The organism is Chrysiogenes arsenatis DSM 11915 (genome assembly GCF_000469585.1).
GTDB lineage: Bacteria > Chrysiogenota > Chrysiogenetes > Chrysiogenales > Chrysiogenaceae > Chrysiogenes > Chrysiogenes arsenatis.
The window spans coordinates 178,355-193,553 of record NZ_AWNK01000005.1 but is presented as its reverse complement, the minus strand read 5'-3'; the positions used below and the strand labels follow the sequence as shown (position 1 = coordinate 193,553).

29 protein-coding genes are annotated in these 15,199 nt (G+C 47.2%); all 29 read left to right on the top strand.

The window, feature by feature from the left end:
* The 29 genes from fusA to rpsD all read left to right on the top strand — a co-directional run bounded on the left by fusA (position 1) and on the right by rpsD (position 15,161).
* Positions 1-2,076 carry an elongation factor G gene (fusA, locus tag P304_RS0103290; RefSeq protein WP_027389376.1) on the top strand — a complete coding sequence of 692 codons (2,076 nt, stop codon included), beginning with the start codon at positions 1-3 and terminating at the stop codon, positions 2,074-2,076.
* A 31-nt stretch (positions 2,077-2,107) separates the two neighbouring features.
* Positions 2,108-2,416 carry a 30S ribosomal protein S10 gene (gene rpsJ / locus P304_RS0103285; RefSeq protein WP_027389375.1) on the top strand — a complete coding sequence of 103 codons (309 nt, stop codon included), beginning with the start codon at positions 2,108-2,110 and terminating at the stop codon, positions 2,414-2,416.
* 41 nt (positions 2,417-2,457) lie between these two features.
* Positions 2,458-3,087 (top strand): 50S ribosomal protein L3, encoded by a 630-nt coding sequence (rplC, locus tag P304_RS0103280; protein WP_027389374.1) that lies wholly within the window; start codon positions 2,458-2,460, stop codon positions 3,085-3,087.
* A 34-nt stretch (positions 3,088-3,121) separates the two neighbouring features.
* Positions 3,122-3,748, top strand: coding sequence for a 50S ribosomal protein L4 (rplD, locus tag P304_RS0103275; RefSeq protein WP_027389373.1), 627 nt, complete (start codon positions 3,122-3,124; stop codon positions 3,746-3,748).
* Positions 3,748-4,032: a 50S ribosomal protein L23 gene (rplW, locus tag P304_RS0103270; RefSeq protein WP_027389372.1), complete on the top strand. Its 285-nt coding sequence runs from the start codon at positions 3,748-3,750 to the stop codon at positions 4,030-4,032. The genes rplD and rplW overlap by 1 nt, the downstream gene beginning before the upstream one ends.
* An 11-nt stretch (positions 4,033-4,043) precedes the next feature.
* A complete protein-coding gene (gene rplB / locus P304_RS0103265; protein WP_027389371.1) occupies positions 4,044-4,868 on the top strand; it encodes a 50S ribosomal protein L2 in 825 nt (274 codons plus the stop codon).
* 16 nt (positions 4,869-4,884) lie between these two features.
* The gene (gene rpsS / locus P304_RS0103260; protein ID WP_027389370.1) at positions 4,885-5,166 is read left to right on the top strand and encodes a 30S ribosomal protein S19; all 282 of its coding nucleotides are present in this window, start codon (positions 4,885-4,887) and stop codon (positions 5,164-5,166) included.
* A 22-nt stretch (positions 5,167-5,188) separates the two neighbouring features.
* Complete coding sequence (rplV, locus tag P304_RS0103255) at positions 5,189-5,521, top strand: 50S ribosomal protein L22 (RefSeq protein ID WP_027389369.1); 333 nt, start codon at positions 5,189-5,191, stop codon at positions 5,519-5,521.
* Between the two features lie 15 nt (positions 5,522-5,536).
* The gene (rpsC, locus tag P304_RS13795) at positions 5,537-6,253 is read left to right on the top strand and encodes a 30S ribosomal protein S3 (RefSeq protein ID WP_034763894.1); all 717 of its coding nucleotides are present in this window, start codon (positions 5,537-5,539) and stop codon (positions 6,251-6,253) included.
* A 19-nt stretch (positions 6,254-6,272) separates the two neighbouring features.
* Entirely contained in the window at positions 6,273-6,695 is a 423-nt protein-coding gene (gene rplP / locus P304_RS0103245; RefSeq protein ID WP_027389368.1) for a 50S ribosomal protein L16, read from the top strand.
* Positions 6,692-6,874 (top strand): 50S ribosomal protein L29, encoded by a 183-nt coding sequence (gene rpmC, locus P304_RS0103240; protein WP_027389367.1) that lies wholly within the window; start codon positions 6,692-6,694, stop codon positions 6,872-6,874. The genes rplP and rpmC overlap by 4 nt, the downstream gene beginning before the upstream one ends.
* 72 nt (positions 6,875-6,946) lie before the next feature.
* Positions 6,947-7,207, top strand: coding sequence for a 30S ribosomal protein S17 (rpsQ, locus tag P304_RS0103235; protein ID WP_027389366.1), 261 nt, complete (start codon positions 6,947-6,949; stop codon positions 7,205-7,207).
* Positions 7,208-7,221: 14 nt separating this feature from the next.
* A complete protein-coding gene (rplN, locus tag P304_RS0103230) occupies positions 7,222-7,590 on the top strand; it encodes a 50S ribosomal protein L14 (RefSeq protein WP_027389365.1) in 369 nt (122 codons plus the stop codon).
* 103 nt (positions 7,591-7,693) lie between these two features.
* On the top strand, positions 7,694-8,020 hold the full coding sequence (gene rplX / locus P304_RS0103225) for a 50S ribosomal protein L24 (protein WP_027389364.1): 327 nt from the start codon (positions 7,694-7,696) through the stop codon (positions 8,018-8,020).
* A gap of 18 nt (positions 8,021-8,038) precedes the next feature.
* On the top strand, positions 8,039-8,581 hold the full coding sequence (gene rplE / locus P304_RS0103220) for a 50S ribosomal protein L5 (protein ID WP_027389363.1): 543 nt from the start codon (positions 8,039-8,041) through the stop codon (positions 8,579-8,581).
* Between the two features lie 12 nt (positions 8,582-8,593).
* Complete coding sequence (locus tag P304_RS16560; RefSeq protein WP_084417509.1) at positions 8,594-8,779, top strand: type Z 30S ribosomal protein S14; 186 nt, start codon at positions 8,594-8,596, stop codon at positions 8,777-8,779.
* 13 nt (positions 8,780-8,792) lie between these two features.
* Positions 8,793-9,194 (top strand): 30S ribosomal protein S8, encoded by a 402-nt coding sequence (rpsH, locus tag P304_RS0103215; protein WP_027389362.1) that lies wholly within the window; start codon positions 8,793-8,795, stop codon positions 9,192-9,194.
* A 9-nt stretch (positions 9,195-9,203) separates the two neighbouring features.
* Positions 9,204-9,746: a 50S ribosomal protein L6 gene (gene rplF / locus P304_RS0103210; protein ID WP_027389361.1), complete on the top strand. Its 543-nt coding sequence runs from the start codon at positions 9,204-9,206 to the stop codon at positions 9,744-9,746.
* A 12-nt stretch (positions 9,747-9,758) separates the two neighbouring features.
* On the top strand, positions 9,759-10,124 hold the full coding sequence (gene rplR, locus P304_RS0103205) for a 50S ribosomal protein L18 (protein ID WP_027389360.1): 366 nt from the start codon (positions 9,759-9,761) through the stop codon (positions 10,122-10,124).
* Positions 10,125-10,135: 11 nt separating this feature from the next.
* Positions 10,136-10,639 carry a 30S ribosomal protein S5 gene (gene rpsE / locus P304_RS0103200; RefSeq protein WP_027389359.1) on the top strand — a complete coding sequence of 168 codons (504 nt, stop codon included), beginning with the start codon at positions 10,136-10,138 and terminating at the stop codon, positions 10,637-10,639.
* A 4-nt stretch (positions 10,640-10,643) separates the two neighbouring features.
* Entirely contained in the window at positions 10,644-10,829 is a 186-nt protein-coding gene (rpmD, locus tag P304_RS0103195) for a 50S ribosomal protein L30 (RefSeq protein ID WP_027389358.1), read from the top strand.
* Between the two features lies 1 nt (position 10,830).
* Positions 10,831-11,268 (top strand): 50S ribosomal protein L15, encoded by a 438-nt coding sequence (rplO, locus tag P304_RS0103190; RefSeq protein WP_027389357.1) that lies wholly within the window; start codon positions 10,831-10,833, stop codon positions 11,266-11,268.
* Entirely contained in the window at positions 11,269-12,564 is a 1,296-nt protein-coding gene (secY, locus tag P304_RS0103185; RefSeq protein WP_027389356.1) for a preprotein translocase subunit SecY, read from the top strand.
* 11 nt (positions 12,565-12,575) lie between these two features.
* Positions 12,576-13,223, top strand: a complete 648-nt coding sequence (locus P304_RS0103180) for an adenylate kinase (protein WP_027389355.1) — start codon at positions 12,576-12,578, stop codon at positions 13,221-13,223.
* A gap of 166 nt (positions 13,224-13,389) precedes the next feature.
* Positions 13,390-13,608 carry a translation initiation factor IF-1 gene (infA, locus tag P304_RS0103175; RefSeq protein WP_027389354.1) on the top strand — a complete coding sequence of 73 codons (219 nt, stop codon included), beginning with the start codon at positions 13,390-13,392 and terminating at the stop codon, positions 13,606-13,608.
* A 15-nt stretch (positions 13,609-13,623) separates the two neighbouring features.
* Positions 13,624-13,737, top strand: coding sequence for a 50S ribosomal protein L36 (rpmJ, locus tag P304_RS0103170; protein WP_027389353.1), 114 nt, complete (start codon positions 13,624-13,626; stop codon positions 13,735-13,737).
* A 22-nt stretch (positions 13,738-13,759) separates the two neighbouring features.
* Positions 13,760-14,125 (top strand): 30S ribosomal protein S13, encoded by a 366-nt coding sequence (rpsM, locus tag P304_RS16885; RefSeq protein ID WP_027389352.1) that lies wholly within the window; start codon positions 13,760-13,762, stop codon positions 14,123-14,125.
* 12 nt (positions 14,126-14,137) lie between these two features.
* Positions 14,138-14,524 carry a 30S ribosomal protein S11 gene (rpsK, locus tag P304_RS16880; RefSeq protein WP_027389351.1) on the top strand — a complete coding sequence of 129 codons (387 nt, stop codon included), beginning with the start codon at positions 14,138-14,140 and terminating at the stop codon, positions 14,522-14,524.
* A gap of 10 nt (positions 14,525-14,534) precedes the next feature.
* Positions 14,535-15,161, top strand: a complete 627-nt coding sequence (rpsD, locus tag P304_RS0103155) for a 30S ribosomal protein S4 (RefSeq protein ID WP_027389350.1) — start codon at positions 14,535-14,537, stop codon at positions 15,159-15,161.
* Positions 15,162-15,199 lie beyond the last annotated feature (38 nt).

Genomic DNA, 15,199 nt, shown 5'->3' with positions numbered 1-15,199 from the left:
GTGGCACGCGCTATTTCACTCGCAAAGACTCGCAATATCGGCATCATGGCTCACATTGATGCTGGTAAGACGACGACGACAGAACGGATTTTGTTTTACACTGGTGTTAATCACAAACTTGGCGAAGTACACGACGGCGCGGCGACCATGGACTGGATGGAGCAAGAGAAGGAACGTGGGATCACGATTACTTCTGCTGCGACAACTTGTTTCTGGAAAGAGAACCGCGTTAACGTCATCGATACCCCAGGTCACGTCGACTTTACCGTAGAAGTTGAACGCTCCCTCCGTGTATTGGATGGGGCTGTTGCCGTGTTCTGCTCTGTTGGTGGTGTTGAGCCCCAGTCCGAAACGGTCTGGAGACAAGCGGATAAGTACCACGTACCCCGTTTGGCGTTTGTTAACAAGATGGATCGCATAGGTGCCGATTTTTACCGTGGCGTGAATATGATTCGCGAGCGCCTTGGGGCTAATCCGGTTCCGCTATGTCTTCCGATTGGATCTGAGGAGAATTTCAAAGGTATTGTCGACTTGGTGCAGATGAAGGGGATCGTCTGGAATGACGAGACTATGGGCGCCATGTACGATGTCATCGATATTCCTGCTGATATGCAGGCGAAAGCTGACGAATACCGTGAAAAACTTCTCGAAGCAGTTGCTGATGTTAATGACACCCTCCTAGAAAAATATCTGGGCGGAGAAGAGCTTTCACTTGAAGAAGTAAAAGACGCTATCCGTAAGGGAACCATTAACCTCCTGTTTACGCCGGTAATGTGTGGTTCATCGTTCAAAAACAAAGGGGTTCAAACCCTTTTGGATGCGGTAATCGATTATATGCCAAGCCCACTTGACATCCCTGCGATTAAGGGACTTGATATGGATGGAGCAGAAATTGAGCGCCACGCATCTGATGAAGAGCCGTTTTCAGCACTGGCATTCAAAATTATGACGGATCCATTTGTTGGATCGCTGACCTTCTTCCGAGTTTACTCGGGAATTATGCAAAGCGGTTCGTATGTCATTAACTCGACAAAAGACAAAAAAGAGCGGATTGGTCGTATTTTGAAAATGCACGCGAATAAGCGTGAAGAGATTAAAGAAGTGTATGCAGGCGATATCGCTGCTGCGGTTGGTTTGAAGTATTCCACCACTGGCGATACGTTATGCGATCCTGACCATCCGGTAATTCTGGAGTCAATGGTATTCCCTGATCCGGTAATTTCGGTTGCGATTGAGCCGAAAACAAAGGTCGATCAGGAGAAGATGGGCGTTGCTCTGCAAAAGCTGGCGCAAGAAGACCCGACTTTCCGTGTTTTCTCTAACGAGGAGACTGGTCAGACGCTTATTGCTGGTATGGGTGAGCTTCACCTCGAAATCATTGTCGATCGTATGTTGCGCGAATTTAAAGTTGAAGCAAACGTTGGTGCTCCTCAGGTTGCTTACCGTGAAACGATTCGTAATGCGGTCAACCACGAGTACAAGTACGCGAAGCAGTCGGGTGGTAAGGGTCAGTTTGGCCATGTTCACTTGAAAGTTGAGCCGAAAGCTCCAGGCGAAGGCTTTGAATTTGTTAACGCCATCACTGGCGGGGTTATTCCACGTGAATACATTCCTGCGGTTGAAAAGGGTGTCGTAGAAGCGCTTGACAGCGGTATTATGGCGGGCTATCCGATTGTTGACGTGAAAGTTACCGTCTATGACGGTTCTTACCATGAAGTTGACTCATCGGAAATGGCGTTTAAGATTGCTGCGAGTATCTGCTTCAAGGAAGCTACCAAGAAGGCGAATCCAGCGCTGCTGGAGCCCATCATGGGCGTAGAAGTAGTTACTCCTGAGGACTACATGGGTGACGTAATGGGCGATTTGAGCTCGCGCCGTGGTCGTATTGAGGGTATGGGTGATCGTGGTAACGCCAAGATCATTAACGCGAAGGTTCCGCTAGCGCAAATGTTTGGCTATGCGACCGATCTGCGCAGTGCTACTCAAGGACGCGCTTCGTATACCATGCAGTTTGATCACTACGAAGAAGTGCCTACGAATATCGCTAAAGAAATCATTGAAAAGGTTAAAGGCTAAGGCTGCCGCCTTAGTCTTGTGTGAGGACAGAATGGCAAATCAAAAGATCCGGATCAAGCTCAAAGCTTATGATCACAAAGTGCTTGATGCTGCAGCGAAAGAGATCGTTGCGACGGCAAAGCGGACAAGTGCCAGTGTTGCTGGCCCGGTTCCCTTGCCTACTCGCATTGAGAAGTTTTGTGTTATTAGAAGCCCTCATGTCAACAAGACGTCCAGAGAACAGTTTGAAATGCGGACTCATAGTCGGCTGATCGATATCCTGGATCCGACTTCCAAAACTACCGACGCGCTCATGAAGTTGAACTTGCCGAGCGGGGTAGAAGTCGAGATCAAGCTGTAATTCGAGAAGCCCGGGAAAAAAGTGTAAGAGGGTACATTCGGATGAAGTCAATAATCGGAAAAAAAATAGGTATGACTCAGCTCTTTACTGAAGATGGAAGAGCCATACCAGTTACAGTTCTTCAGGCTGGTCCATGTAAGGTGGTTCAGGTGAAAACAGTCGAAATTGATGGCTACCAAGCTGTTCAAATCGGCTTTGAAGAAATTGTCAAAGAGAAGTTAGTGTCGAAGCCTTTGAAAGGTCACTTTGCCAAAGCGGGTGTTGAAGCTCAACGTTATCTCCGTGAGGTACGGGTTGACGATGTGGCTCCGTTCAACGTCGGGCAAGAGTTTACCGCTACAATTTTCAACGCGGGCGAAAAAGTTGACGTTACTGGTATCTCTAAAGGAAAAGGGTTCCAAGGGGTTATCAAGCGTCATGGTTTCGGCGGCGGACGTGCGACTCACGGTTCGACTTTTCACAGAGCACCTGGTTCTATCGGGATGTGTGCGACTCCGAGCCGTACCTTCAAGAATAAGAAGATGCCAGGCCGTATGGGTGGCGATCAGGTGACGGTTGAAAAGCTCGAAGTTGTCAAGGTAATGGCCGAACAGAATCTTATCCTGGTTAAGGGTGCGGTTCCGGGTGCCAAAGGTGGAATTGTGGAGATTCGTCAGGCCCTTAAGGGTTGATGCGTTTCGAGAGAAAGTGATTTCGGAGAAAGTCATGCCAGTTGTAGTGAATGTAATAAATATCAACAATGAAAAAGTTGGCGAAATCGCACTGAGCGACGCTCTCTTCGGCGGCGAGGTGAAGACTCACCTGATGCACGAAGTGGTCGTAGCGCAGCAGGCAGCAAAGCGTCAAGGGACGCATGCCGTAAAGAATCGCTCAGCTGTCAGTGGCGGTGGCTCTAAGCCATGGCGCCAAAAGGGTACTGGTCGCGCTCGCGCTGGTACGTCTCGTTCACCGTTATGGCGTAAAGGTGGGGTGATTTTCGGCCCACAACCACGTTCGTACGAGAAAAAAGTCAACAAAAAAGTACGCAAACTGGCTCTTGTATCAGCTCTTACTGATAAAGCTCGTTCGCAAGGTATCGTGGTATTCGACTCGTTTGCATTAGAAGCTCCGAAGACCAAACTGGCTCACGGTGTAATGCAGAAGTGTTCTTTGAACCGCAAAGTACTCTTTGTTGTTGGCGACTACGATGCTCCGCAGGTTCTTGCATTGCGCAACCTCCCATACGTGAAAATCATTCGCCCTGAAGGTTTGAACGTATATGATGTCGTGAATTCGAACGCGCTTGTTTTTGAGCAGTCGGTCGCTTCACTGATTGAAAAAAGGGGTGAATAATGGAGCTGTATAGCATCATTAAGCGTCCGGTAGCTACTGAGCGTGCGGTTATTTTGAACGAGAAGTTCAATCAAGTCGTGTTCGAAGTTGACAAGCGGGCCAACAAAATTGAAATCAAAGCTGCTGTGGAAAAGATCTTCAGCGTGAAGGTTTCTAAAGTAAGTGTTTCTATTGTCAAAGGTAAAGTGAAACGTACCAAGTTTGGCATGGGGAAACGCAATGACTGGAAAAAAGCGTTTGTTACCCTCGCTGATGGGTCGACAATCAAGCTTTTTGAAGAGTAAGCGAGGATACGATGGGAATTAAAAAGCATAAACCAACATCACCAAGCCGCAGACAGCTTGCTCTTTCAGACTTTGCTGAGTTAACCACCAGTCGTCCAGAGAAGAGCTTGTTGGCTCCAATTTCTAAAACTGGCGGCCGGAATAATAACGGACACATTACGAGTCGCCACCGTGGCGGCGGGCACAAGCGTCAGTATCGTATTATCGACTTTAAGCGCGATAAGTATGATATCCCTGGCAAGGTTGCCACGATCGAGTATGATCCGAACCGCAATGCTCGAATTGCTTTGATTAACTATGTGGATGGTGAAAAGCGCTATATAATCGCGCCACATAAAATCAAAGTCGGCGATACTATTATCGCTGGCGATGCAACCGACGTACTGGTTGGGAACGCGATGAAGCTGAAGAACATCCCTGTTGGGACAGTTATTCATAACATCGAACTCAAAGCTAAAAAAGGGGCACAGTTGTGCCGTAGTGCTGGAACATTTGGTCAGGTAATGGGGAAAGAAGAAAAGTATGTCCTCGTTCGTTTGACCAGCGGTGAAGTGCGCTATATTCTTGCTGAGTGCATGGCAACTATTGGCCAAGTTGGCAACTTAGAGTTTGAACAGCGTAACCTTGGTAAAGCTGGTCGTATGCGTTGGTTGGGCGTTCGTCCACAGTCGCGTGGGGTTGTTATGAACCCGATTGATCACCCGCATGGTGGTGGTGAAGGTCGTACGAGTGGTGGTCGTCACCCGGTTACTCCATGGGGTAAACCAACCAAAGGTGCGAAAACACGTAAGAAGTCGAAACCTTCGAACAAGTTTATCGTGACCCGTAGAAAGTAAGGGATGGAGGTTACACTTGCCACGTTCAGTAAAAAAAGGGCCATTCGTTGACGACCACCTTATGAATAAGGTGGAAAAGTCAAACAGTGGTAACGAGAAAAAAGTTATTAAAACATGGTCGCGTCGTAGCACCATACTGCCGGAGTTTATCGGCCATACATTCGCTGTCCATAACGGGAAACAATTTATTCCCGTCTACGTCACAGACGAAATGATTGGACATAAGTTGGGCGAGTTCAGTCCTACCCGTACCTATCGTGGTCACGAGAAGGATAAGAAAAAGGGCTCTAAAAGATAGTTTTTGACGGAGTAGGATAAGTATGGAAGTTAAAGCAGTAGCCCGCTATGTAAGGGTATCGGCACGGAAAGCACGACTTGTAGTCGACTTGATTCGTGGCCAGAAGGTTGGCGAAGCGAGCAGAGTCTTGAAGTTCTCTCAAAAAGCTGTTGCGAGAGATGTAAAAAAAGTTCTCGACAGTGCAGTAGCAAATGCTCGTGAAAACTTCAAACTGACGAACATCGACGATATGGTTGTCGCCAAGGCCGTTGTTGATGAAGGTCCAACTTTGAAACGCTTTATGCCACGAGCTCAGGGTCGTGCATATGGCATTCGGAAGCGGACGAGCCACATCACAATCGTTCTTGGCAACTAACTCGGAGGTGCTAGTTTGGGTCAGAAGGTAAATCCAATTGGTTTGCGACTCGGTATCACACGAGGCTGGGACTTTAAGTGGTACGCAAACAAAAAAGAGTATGCAAATTTTCTTCACGAAGATTTGCGCATTGAGAAATTTGTAAAGAAAGAACTCGGACACGCTGGAATTTCTAAAACGGAAATCGAGCGCGCTCCTGGAAAAATTAACGTAACCGTTTTCACCGCTCGTCCTGGCATTGTCATTGGCAAAAAAGGGGCAGAGATTGAAAAGCTGAAGAAAAGCCTTGCTTCTCTCACGACGCAAAGTGTTTTTGTCAATGTGAAAGAGATCAAGAAGCCAGAAGTTGATGCTCAGCTTATTGCTGAAAACGTAGCTATGCAGCTTGAGCGCCGTATCGCTTTCCGCCGCGCGATGAAAAGAGCGGTTGGGATGGCACTGAAATTCGGCGCAGAAGGGATTAAAATCACCTGTGCTGGTCGTCTTGGCGGCGCTGAAATTGCTCGGACTGAATGGTATCGTGAAGGACGGGTTCCCCTCCACACGTTGCGTGCAGATATCGACTACGGCATGGCTGAAGCAAAGACAACGTATGGTATTATCGGCGTCAAAGTGCTGGTTTCGCACGGTGAAATCCTGAATGTTAAGAAGCAGCAGCCGGTTGAGCTTGTTGCGCCGCAGGATGGCGAAGGGGCGGAAGAAAACCGCAGAGTGCGCAAAAGCGCGAACTAAGCTGTAGGAGATAGTTCACATGTTAATGCCGAAAAGATCAAAATTCCGCAAACAATTCCGCGGAAAAATGAAGGGTGTTGCACAAAAAGGCAACGAAGTAAGCTACGGTGAATACGGACTTCAGTCCTTAGACACCGCGTGGGTTACCAGTCGTCAAATTGAAGCTGCCCGGATTGCCATGACTCGCTATATTAAGCGGGGTGGAAAAATCTGGATACGTATCTTCCCACATAAGCCTATCTCTTCACGTCCTGCTGAAACGCGGATGGGGAAGGGGAAAGGGAGTGTTGAGGGATACGTTGCTATCGTGAAACCAGGTACGATGTTGTATGAAATGAACGGCGTAGATGAGACGATTGCACGCGAAGCTATGCGCCTCGCGATGCACAAGTTGCCAATCCGCTGTAAGTTTGTGAAAAAAGAAGTGGGTGAGCAAGCATGAAAACTGCCGAACTCAGAGAGATGTCCGTAGAGGAACTCAAGGCCCACGAGCAAAAAATGCGTGAAGATATATTCCACCTGAAGTATCAACTGGCGATGAATCAGCTTGAAGATACGTCAAAAGTTGGTAAAGTGAAGCGCGAGATTGCCCGGGTCAAAACAGTTCTTGCTGAGAAGTAAGTTTGTATACGAGTAAAGAGGCGTGGTCGCACAAGTGCGCAGCAGTTTTCTACTCGTGATGAAGGAGACGAAATGGAATCAGTGTCTGCTACGAAAAAGACCTTCGTAGGAACGGTAGTGAGCGACAAGATGGATAAGACCGTAGTGGTTTCCGTCAGCTCCAAAAAGAAAGATCAGAAGTACAAAAAGATCGTGAGCTTTCGCAAAAAATTTAAAGCTCATGATGAAGAGAACCAGTGTGGCGAAGGCGATACGGTACGGATTATTGAAACCCGTCCGTTGAGCAAAGATAAGCGCTGGAACGTGGTTGAGATTATCGAGAAGGCGAAGTAAGGCGGAGGATGTAGATGATTCAAATGCAGACTCGGCTGAAAGTGGCAGATAACTCAGGCGCGAAAGAGTTACAGTGTATTAAGGTACTCGGTGGCTCGAAGCGGCGTTATGCCACTCTCGGCGACATTATCGTATGCTCCGTAAAAAGTGCTATTCCGCATGGAACAGTAAAAAAAGGGGCGGTAGTCAAAGCGGTTATCGTTAGAACAACAAAAGAGGTTCGTCGCGCTGATGGATCTTATATTAAGTTTGACGAAAACTCAGCGGTCATTATTAACAAAAACAACGAGCCTATTGGTTCCCGGATTTTCGGGGTAGTAGCTCGTGAGTTGCGCGCGAAAAACTTCATGAAGATTGTTTCGCTTGCACCGGAAGTTGTCTAATTAAAGGATCCTTCACTTCCTCCGTTTTCGGGAGGAAAAGGAAGGCTTCAGCCACTCGGCACAGTGAAACGTGCACAGAGTACACAGGAGGCTAATTGAGCGTATGTCTCAGGCAAAAGTGAAAATCAAAAAGGACGATCAGATTATTGTAATCGCCGGAAAAGATAAGGGTAAAACTGGCCGCGTTGCCAAAGTCTACCCTTCAGACAAGAAGGTGGTCGTCGAAGGTATTAATGTTGTTAAGCGTCACGTAAAAGCTTCTCCGCAAACCGGCAATGACGGTGGGATTATCGAGAAGGAAATGGCTCTGGATATTTCCAATGTCATGTATTACGACGCGGACACGAAAAAAGGTTGTCGCGTAGGATTTAAGATGCAGGATGGCTCTAAAGTCCGGTTTTGCAAGCAGACCGGTAAAGTCATCGACTAACGTTGAAGGAGAGGCTTGATGTCTTCTTTGAAAAAAAAGTATCTGGAAGAAGTTGCTCCTGGATTGATGAAGGAATTTTCCTACAAAAATGTCAATCAGGTTCCGAAGATAGAAAAAGTAGTTTTGAATATGGGCGTCGGTGATGCTGTTCAAAACGCAAAATCGATTGAATTTGCCGAACAGGATATGAAGGCAATTGCTGGTCAAAAGCCACTGATTTGCCGTGCAAAAAAATCAGAAGCTACATTCCGTCTCCGTGAAGGCGTTCCCATCGGGGTAAAAGTGACCCTTCGTGGTGAGCGGATGTACGAATTTTTGAGCCGTTTGATCAACATTGCGCTCCCGCGTGTGCGCGACTTCAAAGGACTTTCTGATAAGTCGTTTGATGGACGTGGCAATTACAGTCTGGGTATCAAGGAACAGATTATCTTTCCTGAAATTTCCTATGACAAAATCGACAAGCTCCGCGGTATGGATATCACGGTGGTAACCAGTGCCGAATCTGACGAAGAGGCTCGTGCTTTACTCCGTCAGATGGGCATGCCGCTCAAAAAGCTGTAACGGGAGGTAACTGTGGCAAAAAAATCGATGATCGCTAAAGCGAAAAGAGAACCGAAATTCGCGGTACAGGGATACAGTCGTTGTGAATGCTGTGGTCGTCCACGGGGTTACATGCGGAAGTTTCGCCTCTGTCGTATATGTTTTCGTAAACTTGCGGGCTCCGGTAAACTTCCCGGTGTGACCAAGTCTAGCTGGTGAGAAGGAGAGTTGAATGTATCTGACATCTGATCCCGTTGCGGATATGCTTACCAGAATACGCAATGCTAACCAGGAAAAACATGATAAAGTTGACGTCCCACTTTCACGTTTGAAGTTGCAAATTGTGAAGCTTCTTAAGGAAGAGGGATTTATTAAAAGCTACAACGTTATCAAAAAAGGTAAGTTTGAGAGTATTCGTTTGAGTCTGAAATATGGCAATGATGGCGAAAGAATCATCAGCGGCATCCAGAAGGTTTCTAAACCTGGGCGCCGTGTTTATGTAAAGTGTACCGAGATTCCCCGTGTTTTGAACGGGCTTGGTATTGCGATTGTCTCTACCCCGCAGGGTTTATTAACTGATAAATCTGCGCGGAAACTCAAAGTCGGCGGCGAACTGCTCGCCTACGTTTGGTAAGGGGGAGACATGTCGCGTATTGGAAATAAGCCGGTAGAAATACCAAGTGGTGTAAGTTGTACTATCACGAAAAGCACGATTGTGGTCAAAGGGCCAAAGGGTGAATTAACCTATTCGTACAATCCGAAGCTGGAAGTGGTTCAAGAGGGAAATACGATTGTTATTAATCGCCCTGACGACCAACGGATCTATCGCAGTCTGCATGGTCTTACGCGTACCCTGATCAGCAACATGGTTGTTGGCGTTTCGACGGGCTTTAAGAAAAGCCTTGAACTTGTCGGGGTTGGGTATCGTGCTGCACTGAAAGGTGGCAATCTTGAAATGACTCTCGGTTTTAGCCATCCCGTCATCTTTACTCCTCCTCAGGGTGTTACGGTTGAAGTGGAAGGTCAAACGAAGATTCATGTTTCCGGTAGTGATCGTCAACAGGTTGGCGAAGTAGCCGCGAAGATTCGTTTCTTCCGTCGGCCTGAACCGTATAAGGGTAAGGGCGTTCGCTATGCTGGTGAGAAAATCCGCATGAAGGCCGGCAAATCCGGCAAGAAAAAGTAGTGGAGTGCTATCGTGGGTAAAACGAATGATGCAACGGTACGTCGCATAACCAGACATCGCCGTGTACGGAAGAAAGTCAGTGGGACTGTTGCAAGACCTCGTCTCGCTGTCTTCAAGAGTAACGCTCATATTTACGCTCAGTTGATCGATGATGTTCAGGGTGTTACCCTCGCATCTGCGAGCACACTGAGTGGCGAGCTGTCAGAAGTAACGTGCGGTGGTAATATTGAAGCGGCTCGCAAAGTGGGAGCGCTTATTGCTAAGAAGGCACAGGAAAAAGAAATCTCTCAGGTAGTATTTGACCGCGGGGGTTTCATCTATCACGGCAGGATCAAGGCTTTAGCTGAATCAGCTAGAGAGAATGGTCTGAAGTTTTAAGGGAGGCACACTTGCGCGAGCATGAAGTAAAAGATCAAGTTGAACTTCAGGATAAAATTATTCACATCGGGCGGGTTGCCAAAGTAGTAAAGGGTGGACGCCGCTTCAGTTTTACGGCACTGGTTGTCGTTGGTGATGGTCAGGGCAATGTTGGGATTGGAAAAGGGAAAGCTCGCGAAGTTCCAGATGCTATTCGCAAAGGGATTGAAAAAGCAAAAAAGAGCATGGTTACCATTCCTATGGTATCAGGCACTATCCCCTATCAGGTTATTGGAAGATTTTGCGGCGGACAGGTGCTATTGAAGCCAGCCGCTGCCGGTACCGGTGTTATTGCTGGTTCTGCAGTGCGTGCTGTTCTTGAAGCTGCTGGGGTCACAAACATTCTCACCAAAAGCCTTGGAAGCAACAACCCACACAATATGGCCAACGCAACCATTGCGGGTCTGCAAATGCTTAGATCTGCTGATGAGGTCGCGGAAGCCCGTGGGATGACTGTTCCTGAGTTGAGGTACTAACGTTATGTCTAAATTAAAGCTTACACTGATTAAAAGTGTTATCGGTCGTCCTGAGACGCAACGCAAGACCGTTATTTCGTTGGGTCTGGGTAAGGTTGGAAGTTCCGCACTGGTTGATGGAACACCAGCTATTAAGGGGCAGGTTCGTAAAGTCCAGCACCTCCTGAAAATTGAAGAAGCGGAGCAATAGAATGGAACTGTTTGAACTTACCCCTCCTGAAGGGGCGAAGAAGAGCAGAAAGCGGATTGGACGCGGTCCCGGAAGTGGCTGGGGAAAAACTGCTGGTAAAGGTCATAAAGGGCAAAAGTCTCGTGCTGGCGGTAAAGTTGCCGTTGGTTTCGAAGGTGGTCAAATGCCTATTTATCGTCGCCTTCCAAAGCGTGGATTTACTTCTATGCAGACGAAGTGTGCGATCATTAAACTCTATGATCTGAATATTTTTGAAGATGGCACAGTGGTTGACATTGATGCCCTCTTGAAAATGGGTCTTGTGAAAAATTCACCAGTTGGCGTAAAAGTGCTGGCCGAAGGTGACCTCGACAGGAAACTTACGGTTAAATTGCAAGGGTTCAGCAAGGCTGCCAAAGATGCCATTGAGGCTAAGGGCGGCACGGCTGAGGTAGTGTAAGTGCTAGCAGCCTGTAAAAGCATATTTACGCTTGCGGACTTACGTTCGAAAGTACTGTTTACCTTAGGTATGTTGGCGATTTATCGTTTGGGAGCACATATTCCATTGCCTGGAATTGACTCCCAGGCGCTCGCTGATTTCTTTGCATCTCAAGGAAGTTCTCTACTGAATTTCCTTGATATGTTCAGTGGTGGAGCTTTGGGTCGAGTTACACTGTTTGCGCTGGGGATTGTTCCCTATATCAGTGCATCGATTATTATACAACTTCTCACTGTGGTTGTTCCTACTCTAGAAAAGCTCAATAAAGATCCAGAAGGCCGAAAAAAGGTCACTGAATTTACCCGTTATGGCACCGTAGCGCTCGCCTTTGTCCAAGGTTGGGGTGTGGCTATAGGGATGCAGTCCATGCAGTCTCCTGATGGTTCTATGGTAGTAATGAATTCCGGAATAAGTTTTCAGCTTATGACAGCTCTTTCATTAACGGCAGGAACGACCTTTCTGATGTGGATGGGTGAGCAAATCACCGAAAAGGGTGTTGGAAATGGTATCTCACTCTTGATTTTTGCCGGTATCGTTACGGCGATTCCTGGTGGCATCTTGAGTTCGATAGCGTTGCTGAAGTCTGGCGAAATGAGTGTTTTCTTTATCCTTGCATTAGTTTTTATCGCATTGTTCGTTACGGCGGCAATCGTGTTTATCGAACGGGGGCAACGGAAGATACCCGTAACCTATGCTAAAAGAATGATTGGAAATGGGCGTCCGAGCGGATCGCAAAGTACCTATATTCCTTTAAAAGTGAATACCGCTGGCGTTATTCCGGTTATTTTCGCATCAAGTATAATCGTATTTCCGATTACACTCGCGGAAATGCTTGAACGTACGCCTGCGGTTGAAATGTTTATGGAACTGTTCGCCCCTGGCGGAATGCTCTATACGCTCTTTTTTGTTGGGTTCATTATATTCTTTTGCTTTTTTTATACGGCAATCATTTTTAATACCAAAGATGTTTCGGAAAACCTGAAGCGAAATGGGGGGTATATTCCTTCGATTCGTCCCGGATCAGAAACGTCGTATTACCTTGATAATGTATTGAGTCGTTTGACACTTGGCGGAGCAATTTACCTGTCAGCTGTTTCAATTATGCCAACATTTCTGATCAAGTATATGAGTGTTCCTTTCTATTTTGGCGGGACGGCATTGTTGATTATTGTTGTTGTTGGTATGGACACCATGAACCAGATCGAGTCGCACCTTCTGGCGCGTAGCTACGATGGGTTTTTAGCGAAACGACGCTGAGGGAGGAACTGATGCGTTTTATACTTTTGGGCGCTCCCGGCGCGGGTAAAGGGACACAGGGTTCTCGACTCTCTGCAGAATATCAAATTCCGGTCATTTCGACTGGAGACATATTGCGTGCCGCTGTAAAGGCGGGGACATCGCTTGGAACTCTTGCAAAATCCTTTATGGAACAAGGGAAGCTAGTGCCTGATGACGTGATTATCGGCATTGTGCGTGACCGCCTTGCTGAATCAGACTGTGCAAATGGCTTCATTCTTGATGGCTTCCCTCGTACGGTTGCTCAAGCGGATGCGCTTGGGAAAATGTTGCAACAAAATTATGGAGTTACGCTTGATGCGGTGGTCTCTATTGTTGTGCATGAAGAGGAGCTTGTCGAGCGAATCGCAGGTCGTCGCGTTTGCGAACAATGCGGTGCGAGTTATCATGTTGCGGTAGCACGTCCTCAATCGGATGGAATATGCGATCAGTGTGGCGGAAAGTTATCGCAGCGTAAGGATGATAATGAGGAAACGGTTCGGTCGCGGCTGCAAGTATTTAATGAGCAAACCGCACCGCTTGTGGACTATTACCAGCAGACTGGGTTGTTGCGTGAAATCGATGGCATGGGCGATATGGCAAAGATTTATTCTGATATCGTGTGCGTGTTGAAAAAATGAGATTGCACGAGGCTCTTTCTTTGTGTAATAATTCAGCGTTTTTTTCGTGCCGAGAGGCATTTTTTGTTAACTTGTTTATCCACAGGGGTTATGCTGCTGAAAGTCCTGTGGAGACTACTTCTTTGTGGGAGCGCAAAAATATGAAATTTTGCTGTAGAGGAAATTGATGGCTAAAGAAGATGCTATCGAAGTTGAAGGCACTGTTGTTGAACCTTTACCCAACGCCATGTTCCGTGTTGAATTACAGAACGGGCATAAGATTCTCGCTCACATATCCGGAAAGATGCGGATGCATTTCATCAAAATTCTTCCTGGTGACAGGGTGACAGTAGAGCTTTCCCCCTACGATCTTACAAGAGGTAGGATAACGTATCGTTTTAAATAACAAGGAGTCATCCTGATGAAGGTTAAAGCTAGTGTAAAGCCGATTTGTGATAAGTGTAAGGTGATTAAACGCAAAGGGATTGTTCGTGTTATTTGTGACAACCCGCGTCATAAGCAGAAACAAGGTTAAGTGAGGGAAGGAGAAATACTGTATGGCAAGAATTGCTGGGGTCGATATCCCCAAAAATAAGCGAGTTGAAATCGGGCTGACGTATATCTATGGTGTTGGTCGCTCAACGTCGCGGACGTTGCTTCAGGATCTTTCTATTCACTTTGACACGAAAGTGCGCGATTTGTCGGAAGATGAAGTGAACTCAATCCGTAAAGCACTCGATAGCGTTAAAATTGAAGGAGATCTTCGCAAGGAAATCTCTCTGAATATTAAGCGCCTCAAAGACCTGGGCTGCTATCGTGGTTTGCGCCACCGTGCCGGGTTGCCAGTGCGTGGACAGAATACGAAGAACAACTCCAGAACCAGAAAAGGGCCGAAAAAGCTCGCTGGTGGACGGAAGAAATAACAGGGAGGCATTATGGCTCGTCCGGTGAGAACTCGGAAAAAAGAGAAAAAGAATATCCCGAATGGGACTGTTCATATTCAGGCATCATTCAATAACACCCTTATCACCATTACTGACAAACAAGGCAACACCGTTGCTTGGGGTAGTGCTGGCGCGCAGGGCTTTAAGGGATCTAAAAAATCAACTCCTTTTGCCGCACAGATTGCTGCTGATGTTGTCGCGAAAAAAGCTGTTGAGAACGGGATGAAAGAAGTTGAAGTCGAGGTAAGTGGTCCTGGCGGAGGACGCGAGTCGTCCATTCGTGCTGTTGCTGCGGCGGGTTTAAAGGTTACTGCGATTCGCGACGTAACACCTATCCCGCACAACGGTTGCAGACCACCGAAGAGAAGAAGAGTATAAGGGGGAAAGTTTGGCTAGATATACAGGACCGGTTTGCCGTCTGTGCAGACGCGAGAACACAAAACTCTATCTCAAAGGAACTCGCTGCGAAACAAGCAAGTGTGCGTTTGATCGTCGCGGATATGCGCCAGGGCAACATGGTCAGCGTCGCAGTAAGCTAAGTGACTATGCTGTCCAGTTGCGCGAAAAGCAAAAAGTTAAACGCTCATACGGTATGCTCGAAAAGCAGTTCCGTCTGACCTTCGATAAGGCGAACCGTATGCAAGGGATTACCGGTACTAATCTGTTGATTTTGCTGGAAACCCGCCTTGATAACGTGGTTTTTCGTCTTGGAATGGCACCAAGTCGGAGCGCAGCTCGTCAGTTAGTTACCCATGGTCACTTTCTGCTAAATGGCAAAAAGGTTAACATTCCTTCGCTGCGTGTACGTCAGGGTGATCTTATTACACTTCGTGAACGTTCAAATAATCTTGATACTATCAAGGGTTGTATTGAATCTGGGCCATCACGGACTGTTCCGCAGTGGCTTGAATTTGACGCGGAAGCTCTTCGCGCCCAGGTGAAAGCACTTCCTGCTCGCGAGGACGTAGCTGAGCCGATCACTGAACATCTGATTGTCGAACTTTACAGTAAGTAATTGTCGCAACTAACGAAACAAAGTGGGATCGGTTAAAC